15 protein-coding genes are annotated in these 13,672 nt (G+C 58.8%); 6 read left to right on the top strand and 9 right to left on the bottom strand.

From position 1 onward, the window contains the following. Positions 1-86 precede the first annotated feature (86 nt). Positions 87-788 (top strand): lipoate--protein ligase family protein, encoded by a 702-nt coding sequence (locus PMI26_RS01940; RefSeq protein WP_007980191.1) that lies wholly within the window; start codon positions 87-89, stop codon positions 786-788. A gap of 10 nt (positions 789-798) precedes the next feature. Here PMI26_RS01940 and crp read toward each other — a convergent pair whose 3' ends face one another. Then, positions 799-1,443 (bottom strand): cAMP-activated global transcriptional regulator CRP, encoded by a 645-nt coding sequence (crp, locus tag PMI26_RS01945; RefSeq protein ID WP_007980190.1) that lies wholly within the window; start codon positions 1,441-1,443, stop codon positions 799-801. Positions 1,444-1,667: 224 nt separating this feature from the next. Here crp and PMI26_RS01950 point away from each other — a divergent pair, with 224 nt between their 5' ends. Both PMI26_RS01950 and speD read left to right on the top strand, forming a co-directional pair. Next, the gene (locus PMI26_RS01950) at positions 1,668-2,090 is read left to right on the top strand and encodes an OsmC family protein (RefSeq protein ID WP_003176451.1); all 423 of its coding nucleotides are present in this window, start codon (positions 1,668-1,670) and stop codon (positions 2,088-2,090) included. 239 nt (positions 2,091-2,329) lie between these two features. After that, the gene (gene speD / locus PMI26_RS01955; RefSeq protein ID WP_007980189.1) at positions 2,330-3,121 is read left to right on the top strand and encodes an adenosylmethionine decarboxylase; all 792 of its coding nucleotides are present in this window, start codon (positions 2,330-2,332) and stop codon (positions 3,119-3,121) included. Between the two features lie 178 nt (positions 3,122-3,299). Here the strand turns inward: speD and coq7 are convergent, their stop codons facing one another. From coq7 to hemJ, 6 genes are all read right to left on the bottom strand, one after another. Then, entirely contained in the window at positions 3,300-3,947 is a 648-nt protein-coding gene (coq7, locus tag PMI26_RS01960) for a 2-polyprenyl-3-methyl-6-methoxy-1,4-benzoquinone monooxygenase (RefSeq protein WP_007980187.1), read from the bottom strand. 224 nt (positions 3,948-4,171) lie between these two features. Next, entirely contained in the window at positions 4,172-4,510 is a 339-nt protein-coding gene (locus PMI26_RS01965; protein ID WP_007980184.1) for a histidine triad nucleotide-binding protein, read from the bottom strand. An 80-nt stretch (positions 4,511-4,590) separates the two neighbouring features. Beyond that, positions 4,591-5,379: an SDR family NAD(P)-dependent oxidoreductase gene (locus PMI26_RS01970; protein WP_033048446.1), complete on the bottom strand. Its 789-nt coding sequence runs from the start codon at positions 5,377-5,379 to the stop codon at positions 4,591-4,593. A 61-nt stretch (positions 5,380-5,440) separates the two neighbouring features. After that, complete coding sequence (locus PMI26_RS01975) at positions 5,441-6,406, bottom strand: DUF805 domain-containing protein (protein ID WP_007980180.1); 966 nt, start codon at positions 6,404-6,406, stop codon at positions 5,441-5,443. Positions 6,407-6,499: 93 nt separating this feature from the next. Beyond that, positions 6,500-7,468 carry an NAD(P)H-dependent flavin oxidoreductase gene (locus tag PMI26_RS01980; protein WP_007980178.1) on the bottom strand — a complete coding sequence of 323 codons (969 nt, stop codon included), beginning with the start codon at positions 7,466-7,468 and terminating at the stop codon, positions 6,500-6,502. Positions 7,469-7,501: 33 nt separating this feature from the next. Next, positions 7,502-7,930, bottom strand: coding sequence for a protoporphyrinogen oxidase HemJ (gene hemJ, locus PMI26_RS01985; RefSeq protein ID WP_007980176.1), 429 nt, complete (start codon positions 7,928-7,930; stop codon positions 7,502-7,504). Positions 7,931-8,065: 135 nt separating this feature from the next. Here hemJ and argC point away from each other — a divergent pair, with 135 nt between their 5' ends. Further along, positions 8,066-9,100, top strand: coding sequence for an N-acetyl-gamma-glutamyl-phosphate reductase (argC, locus tag PMI26_RS01990; protein WP_007980174.1), 1,035 nt, complete (start codon positions 8,066-8,068; stop codon positions 9,098-9,100). Between the two features lie 166 nt (positions 9,101-9,266). After that, entirely contained in the window at positions 9,267-9,617 is a 351-nt protein-coding gene (gene erpA, locus PMI26_RS01995) for an iron-sulfur cluster insertion protein ErpA (RefSeq protein WP_007906865.1), read from the top strand. Positions 9,618-9,685: 68 nt separating this feature from the next. Here erpA and PMI26_RS02000 read toward each other — a convergent pair whose 3' ends face one another. Both PMI26_RS02000 and PMI26_RS02005 read right to left on the bottom strand, forming a co-directional pair. Beyond that, positions 9,686-10,777 carry an anhydro-N-acetylmuramic acid kinase gene (locus PMI26_RS02000; RefSeq protein WP_007980172.1) on the bottom strand — a complete coding sequence of 364 codons (1,092 nt, stop codon included), beginning with the start codon at positions 10,775-10,777 and terminating at the stop codon, positions 9,686-9,688. Positions 10,778-10,780: 3 nt separating this feature from the next. Beyond that, a complete protein-coding gene (locus PMI26_RS02005) occupies positions 10,781-12,205 on the bottom strand; it encodes a peptidoglycan DD-metalloendopeptidase family protein (protein WP_007980170.1) in 1,425 nt (474 codons plus the stop codon). Between the two features lie 211 nt (positions 12,206-12,416). On the opposite strand from PMI26_RS02005, the gene tyrS reads away from it, so the two are divergent. Further along, complete coding sequence (tyrS, locus tag PMI26_RS02010; protein WP_007980168.1) at positions 12,417-13,616, top strand: tyrosine--tRNA ligase; 1,200 nt, start codon at positions 12,417-12,419, stop codon at positions 13,614-13,616. The last annotated feature ends 56 nt before the right edge of the window (positions 13,617-13,672 follow it).

Below are 13,672 nucleotides of genomic sequence, written 5' to 3'. Positions count from 1 at the left end.
GGCAAACCGCTTCCACTGTGGGAGCGGGCTTGCCCGCGAAGAGGCCCGCAAATCCCCTAGAGACCTCAGGTCTGTCGGAGCCTTCCATGTCGCTGCCAACCTTCCTGACCATCGAAGCCGGCCTGCAAGCCGAACAAGATCTGCTGGCCTCGGTCTGTGCAGGCGACGCGGAGTTCGGCCTGTTGTTCTGGCAACCGGGCGATCAGGCGTTGGTCATGCCGCGCCGCTTGAATCGCTTGCCGGGTTTCGAGGCTGCCTGTGAAGTGTCGGCGGCGGCCGGTTGGCCGGTGCTGCTGCGCGATACCGGCGGCGAACCGGTTCCACAATCCGCCACTACGATCAATATCGCCCTGGTTTACGCGCCACCGCGCAGCGAAGGTGATTTGAACCGCATCGAAACCGGTTACCGGCGCCTGTGCGACCCCATCTGCCAGTTGCTGGATGAATTGGGTGGCTCGTCGTCCCTTGGCGAAATCGACGGTGCGTTCTGCGATGGCCGCTTCAACGTCAATCTCGACGGGCGCAAAATGGTTGGCACCGCCCAGCGCTGGCGCCAGAGTCAGGGTGGTCAGCGTCCGGTGGGGCTGGTGCACGGTGCGATGCTGATGGATAACGACCGGGCGTCAATGGTCGCCGCGGTCAATCGCTTCAACGAGGCCTGTGGTCTGGAACAGCGAGTACGCGCCGAAAGCCACATTGCATTGCATGAGAAGTTCGCGGCGCCCGATGCACTGGCGCGCCTCGACGAACTTTATCGATTGATGCTGGCACAGATGTTCGGCGGCTAGGTTTTCGAGCTTATCGCGTACCGAAGACCACCATGGTCTTGCCTTTGACGTCCACCAGGTTGCGTTCTTCCAGATCCTTGAGCACGCGACCGACCATCTCCCGGGAACAACCGACAATCCGCCCGATTTCCTGACGGGTCACCTTGATTTGCATGCCGTCGGGGTGGGTCATGGCGTCTGGCTGTTTGCACAGCTCCAGCAGGCAGCGGGCAACGCGGCCGGTCACGTCAAAAAATGCCAGGTCACCGACCTTGCGCGTGGTGTTGCGCAGGCGCTGTGCGATTTGTCCGCTGAGGACGTAAAGAATGTCCGGATCCTGCAGGGACAACTCGCGGAATTTTGCGTAGCTGATTTCCGCAACTTCGCATTCGACCTTGGCCCGCACCCAGGCACTGCGCTCCTGCTCCAGACCGGCTTGCTCAAACAGGCCCAACTCACCGAAAAAGTCCCCGGCGTTCAGGTAGGAAATGATCATTTCCCGCCCGTCGTCATCCTCGATCAGGATGGTCACTGAGCCTTTGATGATGAAGAACAGCGTTTCCGAGCGGTCACCGGCACAAATGATGTTGCTCTTGGCCTGATAGCGGCGGCGCTGGCAATGCATCAACAGCTTGTCGAGGTTCTTGAGCTTGGGGTTGGGGGCAATAGCAACCATGGTTGTATCCCGAAAAGACTGCACGGTATGGTTTTTATAAATAGCGAACGCTGGAGTGAGGCTGGCCATGCGCCATTGAATTGGCGTCAGCTTACCAGACACCTCCTGAAATATTCGAGCATTTACCTACAAGGCAGTGGGATATGTCCTAGGACGGCGGGCGCTGTCAATCTCGGGGGCTGTGCTAAGCTGGCGACCCTTTTTTATACAGTGGAGTCTTGGCGATGAAGGCACGCATCCAATGGGCTGGCGAAGCCATGTTCCTCGGCGAATCCGGTAGCGGTCATGTCGTGGTCATGGACGGTCCGCCCGAGGCCGGCGGACGTAACCTGGGTGTCCGGCCGATGGAAATGCTGCTGCTGGGTGTCGGCGGTTGCAGCAATTTCGACGTGGTCAGCATCCTCAAGAAGTCCCGCCAGGCCGTCGAGAGCTGCGAAGCCTTCCTCGAAGCCGAGCGCGCGACCGAAGATCCAAAGGTTTTCACCAAGATCCACATGCACTTCGTGGTCAAGGGCCGCGGGCTGAAAGAGGCCCAGGTCAAACGCGCCATTGAATTGTCTGCCGAGAAGTATTGCTCGGCCTCGATCATGCTCGGCGCGGCTGGCGTGGCAATTACTCACGACTACGAGATCATCGAGCTCGGTTGAATCGACATTCAACTATCATAAAAGCAGTGCAGACTCTGGCGAACACAAGCTGACGTCTGCATAATGCGCCACTTTTTTCAGGGTAGTGGCCCGTCAGCCGACAGGCCTCGCACCCGAACAGACAACCAAAATCGCCATCGCGAAGAGGTGTTAACCGTCCTACGCAGGTGTGTTGTTCGCATCTGACGGGCATGCTTGATCACGCGGCCGGGCCGCAAACACATAGAGAGTTTTTAACGGTGAAAAGCAAACTCAAGCTCCACGGGTTCAATAACCTGACAAAGACCTTGAGCTTCAACATCTATGACATCTGCTACGCGGAAACCCCGCAAGACCAGCAGGCTTACGTCGAGTACATCAATAAAGAGTACAACGCGAAACGCCTGACGCAGATCCTCACGGAAGTTGTCGATATCATTGGTGCCAACATCCTGAACATTGCCAGTCAGGACTATGAGCCGCAGGGCGCCAGCGTCACGATTCTGATCTCCGAAGAGCCGGTAACCCCGACCGACAGTCAGATAGAAGAGTCTCCGGGCCCGCTGCCCGAAATCATTCTGGCCCACCTCGACAAGAGCCACATCACGGTGCACACCTACCCGGAAATCCATCCGGTCAGCGGTATTGCAACCTTCCGTGTGGACATCGACGTGTCGACTTGCGGGGTCATTTCACCGCTTAAAGCGCTCAACTTCCTGATTCACCAGTTCGATTCGGACATCGTGACCGTGGACTACCGTGTGCGCGGCTTCACCCGTGACGTTGAGGGCAAAAAGCACTTCATCGACCACGAGATCAACTCGATCCAGAACTACCTCTCCGATGACACTCGCGACGCGTACCAGATGACCGACGTGAACGTGTACCAGGAAAACCTGTTCCACACCAAAATGCTGCTGAAGAACTTCGAGCTGGATAACTACCTGTTCGGTGACGCCACCAGCAACCTGTCCTCTGAGCAACGTGCCCAGGTGACCGAGCGGGTGAAACACGAAATGCTCGAAATCTTCTACGCGCGCAACATGGCGTAAGGTTATCGAGCACAAAAAAGGCGACTTCCTTGCGGTAGTCGCCTTTTTTATTGCTGGCAGTCAGGGCGGTCGAGTGATGCTGTTCGCGAGCAAGCCCGCTCCCACATTAAGCTGCCGCACACCGAACCCTGTGGGAGCGGGCTTGCCCGCGAAGAGGCCCTCACAGGCGACCGGGATATCAGATCCGGTAAGTACTCTTGGTCATCACCTTGGCCATCAGACTCATCCCGAACTTCACCGGCGCCGGGAAGCGGAACCCGCCAGCCTCCAGCGCGCTTTCGGCGTGCTGTTCTTCGTCGATACGCATCTGCTCAAGAATCGCCCGGGATTTCTCATCCTCGGCCGGCAATTGCTCCAGGTGTTCGTTCAGGTGCTTGCACACCTGGTCTTCCGTTGCCGCCACGAAGCCCAGGCTGACTTTGTCGCTGATCAGGCCGGCCACGGCGCCAATTCCGAACGACATGCCATAAAACAGCGGATTGAGGATGCTGGTGTGGCTGCCCAGTTGATGGATGCGTTGTTCGCACCAGACCAGATGATCGATTTCTTCTTCGGCGGCATGTTCCATGGCGGCACGCACCTGCGGCAGTCTGGCGGTCAGCGCCTGCCCCTGATACAGCGCCTGGGCGCAGACTTCGCCGGTATGGTTGATGCGCATCAGGCCGGCAACGTGGCGCGTGTCTTCGTCGCTCATTTTTGCATCGGGCTGCACGATGGCCGGCGACGGACGGTACGGCTGGCCGCTGAAGGGCAGCAGGGTGCGCATCGCGGCATCGGCTTGCAGCAGAAGGCGGTCAATGGGCGAGTAGTGACGTTGGGTAGTCATGCTGACCTCCGGGGGAATTTCGGCGGCCAGTTTAACCCAATCGGCCGGGGATGGTTTGCGCTGGGTCATTGTGATGCAGAGGCTGTGACAGTGTTGTGATGCCCTTGTGGGAGCGGGCTTGCTCGCGAAGTCGGAGTGTCAGTCAACAAGGATGTTGAAAGTGAGGTCCTCTTCGCGAGCAAGTCGGATCGCCGCACCGCCGCTCCCACAAGGGGAGGCAGCAATCAGCCCGGCGGCCAGTGCATCTGGCGCTGACCCAGCACGTGCATATGAATGTGGTAGACGGTTTGCCCGCCTTCTTCATTGCAGTTCATGACGACGCGGAAGCCTTTTTCGCAGCCCAGTTCCAGGGCCAGGCGCTGGGCGGTGAACAGAATGTGTCCAGCCAATGCCTTGTCGTCTTCCGTCAGATCGTTCAGGGTGCGAACCGGCTTCTTCGGGATCACCAGGAAATGTACCGGTGCCTGTGGGGAAATGTCGTGGAAGGCCAGTACCTGGTCGTCCTCGTAAATGATCTTCGCCGGGATTTCCCGGTTGATGATCTTGGTGAACAGAGTATCCACAGCTGTTTTCTCCGTTGTTTGGGCTGGCCTGAGTGTACTCATGGCGTATGCCAGCGCCCAGCCTTTTACCTTGAGTTGGATCAGCGCGGGCAGTAAGCCTTGTTGACCATGCCGGCGATTGTGCGCGTCAGCCAGCGTGAGCCGAGCCTTGGCAGGAAGGCGAACCAGCGGTTGCGCCGCCCCGGAATAATGATCGCTTGGTTCTTTTCCAGTGCGCGCACGGTGTAGAGCGCCACTTCCTCGGGGCTCATCAACAGTTTGCTGTTGGTCAGTTTGTCGCTGTCGAGTTGCGCAGTACGGAAGAACGCTGTGCGGGTCGGCCCGGGGCAGAGCACCGAAACCTTGATCGCACACTTTTTCAGCTCGACGCGCAATCCCTCGGAAAAGTGCAGCACATAGGCCTTGCTGGCGTAATAGGTGCTCATCCACGGTCCCGGTTGAAACGCTGCCACCGAGGCCACATTCAGAATCTGCCCGCCACCTTGCAGGGCCATGCTGTTGCCGATGGCATGGCACAGACGGGTGAGGGCGAGGATGTTCACTTCGATCAGGTCTTGCTCGGTCATCCAGTCCTGGGCCAGAAACGGGCCGCATGTGCCGATGCCGGCGCAGTTGACCAACAGATCGATCTGCCGGTCGCCTTCTTCCAGCTCCAGCAGGAATCCGGACAGGCGCAATGGTTCGCCCAGGTCACAGGCACGGAACAGCACTTCCACGCCGAACCTTTGGGTCAATTCAATCGCAATGCTTTCCAGCTGATCACGTTGTCGGGCCACCAGAATCAGGCTGCGGCCGCGCCGGGCCAGCGCTTCGGCCATTGCCAGGCCGATGCCGCTGGAGGCGCCAGTGATCAGAGCGTAACGGGTCATGCAGTTCTCCATCGCAACAGCTCCGCGCCGCGACGCAGGTGTCACGGGCCAGGAGCGCTGTTCATTCTTTCGCAGAGTCTACAGGGGGCTGGGCCTCTTCGGCTGCATCGTCGGCGGAATTTGGCACCGGTTCGACCTCGACGTCGATTTCATCGGTGGTGACCGAACTGCTGTCGTAGCTGCTCTGGGCGGCGTTTTCGTATTCTTCCTGTATCGCCGAGAGACCACCGGCCAGGGAACCGACCAGAATCAATGCGATGACGACCAGCCACAGCGAAGACAATACTTTGACCGCGGTACTGTTCGGCGGAGGCGGTGGGCCGTAGCGGTTGGCCAGTTCGTTGCCCGGTACAACCATGGTCACGAACGGAAAGAAAGTACCCACAAACGGCACCAGGTTCAGCAACCACAGCCAGCCGGACCAGCCGACATCATGCAATCGTTGAACGGTGATCTGGATACTGACGAAGGCAAATCCGACAAACAGGATCAGAGCCAGCAAGCCGCCCAGGATCAGGCCGGCGGTTGAATCCGCACCGATGAGGGCCAGAGCGACCAATGCAAACACCCCGCAAACAGCCATCAGCACCAGTGTCAGCACCAGCGTCCAGGCGAGGTAACGCAAGCGACCGATACGGCCATCGAAACTGAATGGCTTGAGCGTGGCGAATTGCGCCACGGCTTCGCCGACGGGCGCGCGAGGCGGAGCGTAGGGAGACTGCGGTTCTGCCAATGCCGCCTGGCTGCTGGCCGGGGTATGGTCATGCACGTCGGCGAGGTTCAACTCGATCGGTGTTTCGGCTTCGATGCGCGCGTCGATACCGGTCTTGCTCAGTGCCTGGAGATAGGTCTGGGCATCGGCCTGCGACAGGTTGCGTTTGAGCGCTACCGGACGCCCGGTGAACAAACGCTCGATGGCCGTGACATCGCTTTTGAACAATTCGGCGAGATTGAGCTTTGCCGTGGTGATGTCGACACCGGGCAGCAAGGCACCTTCGAAGATGATCTTGAAACGATTTTCGCCCATGTGCGAGGCATCCTTGTCGCGAGAGGTTGAAAGAAGAAGGTTTTACCCGGGTGAGTGTAAGGCCAGCTGGGCGGGGCTGGCCAAGATTTACTGTCAGCGCGGCCAGCGTTTTGGGAGCTGGGCGGCATGCTCCAGGGCCTGGCGGTACTCGGCGTCGAGACGTGCAATCAACTGCTCGACACTCGGCAAGTCCTCGATTTCTCCCACGCCCTGGCCTGCAGACCAAACGGTTTTCCAGGCTTTGGCCTCATCGCTTACGGGTTTGAGCTTGGAACCGAAGTTGATCTCGCCCTTGCCCTGCAACGCGGCCATGTCGAAACCGGCGGCTTCCAGGCTCTGGCGCATGAAACTCGCGGGGACACCTGACACGGCTGGCGTATGGATGATGTCTGCGGCTTTGGATGTCAGCAGCATTTCTTTGTAGGCGTCGGGCGCGTGACTTTCGGTCGTGCCGATAAACCGAGTGCCAAAGTAGGCCAGATCCGCGCCGAGCAATTGCGCGGCAAGAATTTCATGCCCGTGGTTCAAACAGCCGGCCAGCAACAGGGTCTTGTCGAAGAACTGGCGGATTTCGGCAATCAGCGAGAACGGGCTCCAGGTCCCGGCGTGTCCACCGGCCCCGGCAGCCACGGCGATCAATCCATCCACGCCGGCTTCGGCCGCTTTCTCGGCATGACGACGTGTCGTCACATCATGGAACACCAGGCCGCCGTAGCTGTGCACCGCATCGACCAGTTCTTTCACGGCGCCGAGGCTGGTGATCACGATCGGCACTTTGTGTTCTACACAGATCTCCAGGTCCGCCTGTAAGCGTGGATTGCTGTTATGCACGATCAGGTTCACGGCATAAGGCGCGGGGTCTTCCATTGTTGCCAGTCCGGCTTCGATCTCCTCCAGCCAGGCCTTGAAGCCGCTGCTTTCGCGCTGGTTCAGCGCCGGGAAGCTGCCGACCACGCCCTGACGACAACAGGCGAGTACCAATTGCGGATTGGAAATCAGGAACATCGGCGCAGCCACCACAGGCAGACGCAAACGTTGTTCGAGCAGAGCGGGCAGCGACATTGGAAGTACCCCGGTGAGTGGTGTCTATTGGATTTAGAACGGCCGAACGACGACCAGAATTACGATTGCCAGCAATATCAGAACCGGAACCTCATTGAACCAGCGATAAAAGACATGGCTGCGGGTGTTTTCGCCACGGGCAAAACGTTTTACCTGTGCGCCGCACATGTGGTGATAGCCGATCAGCAACACGACCAGGGTCAGTTTGGCGTGTATCCAGCCACCCTGGCTGAAGATGCCAGGATTGAGGTAGATGAGCCAGCCGCCGAAGATCAAAGTGGCGATCATTGCCGGGCCCATGATGCCCCGGTACAGCTTGCGCTCCATGACGCTGAAGCGTTCCTTGCTGATCGTGTCTTCGCTTTGAGCGTGATAAACGAACAGTCTGGGCAGGTAGAACAGGCCGGCAAACCAGCACACGACGCTGACGATATGTAACGCTTTGAGCCACAGATAAAGCATTTTTGGTTATTCCCCAATTCACGGTAATGGGAATAGTAGAGGCTTGAGCGTCCGCACGTCACCTTGACGGTTGTCGCAGGCGCGCGCGGCCCCTATTATCGACGGCTTTCCAGTGGGTTCGTTGAGGGCAGGTTTATGGTCAAGGTCGGTATCGTCGGCGGCACGGGTTACACCGGTGTCGAACTGCTGCGTCTGTTGGCGCAACATCCGCAAGCTGAGGTGGTTGTCATCACTTCCCGATCCGAGGCTGGCCTGGCCGTAGCCGACATGTACCCGAACCTGCGAGGCCATTACGACGGCCTGGCGTTCAGCGTTCCGGACATCAAGACCCTGGGTGCCTGTGATGTGGTGTTCTTCGCCACGCCGCACGGTGTTGCCCATGCCCTGGCGGGCGAACTGCTGGCGGCCGGGACCAAGGTTATCGACCTGTCGGCCGACTTCCGTCTGCAAGACGCCGATGAATGGGCCAAGTGGTACGGCCAGCCGCACGGTGCACCGGAGTTGTTGGACGAAGCGGTCTACGGCTTGCCGGAAGTCAATCGCGAGCAGATCAAGAAAGCGCGTCTGATTGCCGTGCCGGGCTGCTACCCAACTGCAACGCAATTGGGTTTCCTGCCATTGCTCGAAGCCGGCCTGGCCGATGCTGCGCATCTGATTGCTGACTGCAAATCCGGTGTCAGCGGTGCCGGTCGTGGTGCTTCCGTAGGTTCGCTGTACTCCGAGACGTCGGAAAGCATGAAGGCCTATGCTGTCAAAGGTCATCGTCATTTGCCGGAAATCCGCCAGGGGTTGCGTCGCGCAGCAGGCAAGGACGTCGGGCTGACCTTCGTTCCGCACCTGACGCCGATGATTCGCGGCATTCACTCGACGCTCTACGCGACTGTTGTTGATCGCTCGGTGGACCTGCAGGCGTTGTTTGAAAAGCGTTATGCCAATGAACCGTTCGTCGATGTCATGCCGGCCGGCAGCCATCCGGAGACGCGTAGCGTGCGGGGTGCCAACGTTTGCCGTATTGCCGTGCATCGCCCTCAGGACGGTGATCTGGTGGTGGTGCTGTCGGTGATCGACAACCTGGTCAAAGGGGCGTCGGGTCAGGCCGTGCAGAACATGAACATTCTGTTCGGGCTGGATGAGCGTCTGGGTCTCTCCCACGCCGGCATGCTGCCGTAAGGTTTATCGCGTACAGCAAAAGGCCCGTCTGACGGGCCTTTTTGCATTCCGGGCCGGCGATCGGATTGGTTGATATACCATAACAATAGTTGACCGCTTTTCTAGGAGAAGCGGATAATGCACGTCATCACGCAATATGACGGCGTAACGCCGGGAGATAGTCAGCATGAGCGTCGAATCCTTCACCCCCACGGCTTTGCAATTCACCCACGGTGCCGCGCACAAGGTGAAGAGCCTGGTCGATGAAGAGGGGAATGATCGCTTGAAGCTGCGCGTATTTGTTACGGGCGGCGGTTGTTCAGGTTTTCAGTACGGTTTCACTTTCGATGAGGAAGTGGCCGATGACGACACCATCGTCGAACGCGAAGGCGTGAGCCTGGTGGTCGATCCGATGAGCTTCCAGTACCTGGCCGGTGCCGAGGTGGACTACCAGGAAGGTCTGGAAGGTTCGCGCTTCGTCATCAAGAACCCGAATGCGACCACCACCTGTGGCTGCGGGTCTTCGTTCTCGATCTGATCAGCGCGCCTGTTTCACAGAACGCCGCACGGCCTCAGGGTCTTGCGGCGTTTTGCTGTGTGGAGGATTTATGCGGGGTAGATGGCGCCGAGTACGCGCAATCCACGGGCACCGGTAACGCTCGGACGGTTGGCCGCGATGCCTTCGAGGCAACAATGAGCCAGCCACGCGAAGGCCATGGCTTCGACCCAGTCGGGGTCTACACCGTAAGTCGCGGTGCTGCTGACACTGGCGTTTGGCAGCAGGCTGGCCAGGCGGTTCATCAAGGTCGTGTTGTGGGCGCCGCCGCCGCAGACCAGCAGTTCCTGCGTGTCTGTCTGGGCGCTTTGCAGTGATTCGATAATGGTCAGTGCAGTCAGTTCAAGCAGGGTCGCCTGAACATCTTCGGCGCAGAAGGCTGGCAGCTGCGCCAGATGCTGCGTCAGCCATGGCAGGTTGAACACTTCCCGCCCGGTACTCTTCGGGCCTTTGGTCACAAAGAACGGGTCACTCAGTAGCGCATTCAATAGCACCGGTTGAATGTTGCCGCTGGCAGCCCATTGGCCGTCACGGTCAAAGTGGTCGCCGCGTTGCTGATGAATCCAGGCGTCCAGCAGCACGTTGCCCGGGCCGCAGTCGAAACCGGCGACCGGCTTGCCGGGCTCGATAAGGCTGAGATTGCTGAAGCCGCCTACGTTCAGTACTGCACGGTTCCCGATCCGCTCCTCAAACAAGGCTTCGTGAAAGGCGGGAACCAGCGGTGCACCTTGTCCCCCAGCAGCGACATCGCGGCTGCGGAAGTCGCTGACCACGGTGATGCCGGTCAGCTCCGTCAGCAGGGCCGGGTTGCCGATCTGCACGGTGAAGCCGCGTGCCGGTTCATGGCGGATGGTCTGGCCATGGCTGCCAATGGCGCGAATGTCGTCAGGCTTCAGTTGCTGTTGAGCGAGGAGGGTGTGAATTCCTTTCGCTGCCAGTTTCACCCAGTTCTGCTGGGCGATGGCGGAGCGGGCGATTTCGTCCGGGCCGCTGGCGCACAAGCCGAGCAGCTCGGCGCGCAGGGAGTCGGGCATCGGAATGTAGTGGGAGGCGATCAGCCTGATCGCCGGGGCTTGCTCGATCAGCGCGATATCCAGGCCATCAAGGCTGGTCCCGGACATCACACCTATATAGAGCGCCATGACTTAACGCTTGCTCGAAGCCAGCATCGTGGCTTTTTCCTGATCCATGCGCGCCATCAGAGGCTGGCTTTGGGCGAGGAAGCGTGCGCGTTCGGCCTTGGCAATCGGATCGGCCATCGGCAGTTTCTGGCCCAACGGGTCGACGTGCACACCATTGACCTGGAACTCGTAGTGCAGGTGCGGGCCGGTGGAGAGGCCTGTGGTGCCGATATAACCAATCACCTGGCCCTGCTTCACCGTGCCGCCAGTCTTCACGCCTTTGGCGAAGCCTTGCATGTGGCCGTAGAGCGTAGTGTAGGTATTGCCGTGTTGGAGAACGACGGTATTGCCGTAGCCACCACGGCGCCCGGCCAGCAAGACCTTGCCGTCACCGGCTGCCTTGATCGGCGTGCCGCGTGGTGCTGCGTAGTCGACGCCTTTGTGGGCGCGGATCTTGTTCAGGATCGGGTGTTTGCGGCCCATGGAAAATTTCGAGCTGATGCGGGCGAAGTCCACCGGTGTGCGGATGAACGCCTTGCGCATGCTGTTTCCGTCAGCGGTGTAGTAGCTGCTGTTGCCTTGTTTGTTGGTGTAGCGAACGGCGGTGTAGGTCTTGCCGCGGTTGGTAAAGCGCGCCGACAGGATCGGGCCATTGCCGACGGCCTTGCCGTTGACTACTTTCTGTTCGTAGATCACGTCGAATTCGTCGCCCTGGCGAATGTCCTGGGCGAAGTCCACGTCGTAGCCAAACACACTCGCCATGTCCATGGTCAGGCTGTGGGACAGGCCAGCTCGGGCCGCGGACTGCGACAGCGAGCTGTTGATCACGCCATGAACATAAGCGGAGCGCACGGTCGGTTTCGCAGTGATGCGATTGAACGTGTAGCCCTTGTCGTTCCTGGTCAGGCTGATGCTTTCGATGTCGTTGAGCTTGCTGTGCAAGTTGGTCAGCTGGCCGTCAGGGCTCAGTTCGAATTCAAGTTTTTGCCCGCGCTTGAGCTGGCTGAACTGCTTGGCCTGCTTGTCGCTGGCCAGTATTTCATGCACCGAAGTGGCTGGCAGCCCGACTTTCTCGAACAGCGTGGAGAGGGTATCGCCCTTGGCGACGATCACTTCCCTGTGGCTTGCCGGCTTCTTTTCTTCAACTTCAACGACCGGTGCCGGTTCGGCTTGAGCGGCTTCCTGAGTGTCCTCGGCGCTGTTGTCGATCTGCGCGAAGGGGGATGTTGCGGGTTCATTTGTGGCTTGAACGACTTCTGCAGCGTCTTGATCTTGTGTCAGTTGTTCAGCAGGACTTTCCAGTTCAAGACTCAGGGTCGTTTTTTTGGCTTCAACATCGCTGGAAGGGAATACCAGGAGCGCCAGGCTGAGAAGGGCGGCGATTCCACTTGCGGCGAGCAGGTGGGTCTTCGGGTAAAGCGGCGGCGCTTTAGACGATTCGTTGGTCATAAGTGGTTTTGACTTTGAAAAAGATGAATTGGAAAAGATGAATGACATGATGAAGATGAAATAACTGTATAAAATATAACCAAATCATCTCTGAAGCAAGTCCGTAGGTGCCCTGCCTGCGGATTGGCGTCCGTGCGCCGGGCAAACCTTGTATTTGACGCGCGATCTTGTATGGTTGGTTCCCTTTGAATCTGAGCCTTGCGGGTCTGTTATGAAGTCGGTTGAAGAGCAGCTAGCGCTGATCAAACGTGGTGCGGAAGAACTGTTGGTCGAGTCCGAGCTGATTGAAAAGCTCAAGCGTGGCCAGCCGCTGCGTATTAAGGCGGGCTTCGATCCAACGGCTCCGGACCTGCACCTGGGTCACACCGTGCTTATTAATAAGCTGCGCCAGTTCCAGGAGCTGGGGCATCAGGTGATCTTCCTGATTGGTGACTTCACCGGGATGATCGGTGATCCGAGCGGCAAGAGTGCTACACGTCCGCCGCTCACTCGCGAGCAGGTCCTCGAGAACGCCGAGACCTACAAGACTCAGGTCTTCAAGATTCTGGACCCGGCAAAAACCGAAGTGGCTTTCAACTCCACTTGGATGGATCAGATGGGGCCGGCCGACTTCATTCGCCTGACTTCGCAGTACACCGTGGCTCGCATGCTCGAGCGCGATGACTTCGACAAGCGCTACACGACCAATCAGCCAATCGCCATTCACGAGTTCCTCTATCCGCTGGTTCAGGGTTACGACTCGGTAGCTCTGCGTGCGGACGTCGAGCTCGGCGGTACCGACCAGAAGTTCAACCTGCTGATGGGACGTGAGCTGCAGCGTGGTTATGGCCAGGAAGCTCAGTGCATCTTGACCATGCCGCTGCTTGAAGGTCTGGATGGCGTGAAGAAGATGTCCAAATCCCTGGGTAACTACGTCGGCATCCAGGAGGCGCCGGGAGTGATGTACAGCAAGCTGGTTTCCATTCCGGATGCGCTGATGTGGCGCTACTTCGAATTGCTCAGCTTCCGCTCCATGGATGAGATCAATGCGTTCCGCGCTGATGTGGAGGCGGGTGCCAATCCGCGCGACATCAAGATCAAGCTGGCTGAAGAGATCGTTGCGCGCTTTCATGGTGAAGAGGCTGCTGCCAACGCTCATCGTGCTGCCGGTAATCGAATGAAGGATGGCGAGCTGCCGGACGATCTGCCAGAGATCGAGTTGACTGCTGCCGAAGATATGCCGATTGCTGCCGTCCTTAACAAGGCGGGCCTGGTGAAGAACTCGGCAATGGCGCGCGATCTTCTCGGCTCGGGTGGCGTGCGTATAGATGGTGAGGTGGTTGATCGCACCTTTATATACGCAGTGGGTGCAACTCATGTTTGCCAGGCCGGCAAGAAGGCATTTGCGCGTATTACGCTCAAAGCTGAATAAGGTTGAAATTAAGTGTTGACGGCGAATTTTAGAAGCCTATAATTCGCCCCACTTCC

The organism is Pseudomonas sp. GM33 (genome assembly GCF_000282295.1).
Lineage (GTDB): Bacteria > Pseudomonadota > Gammaproteobacteria > Pseudomonadales > Pseudomonadaceae > Aquipseudomonas > Aquipseudomonas laurylsulfatiphila.
Note: the sequence above shows the minus strand (reverse complement) of the source record. Positions and strands in the feature narration are given on the sequence as shown.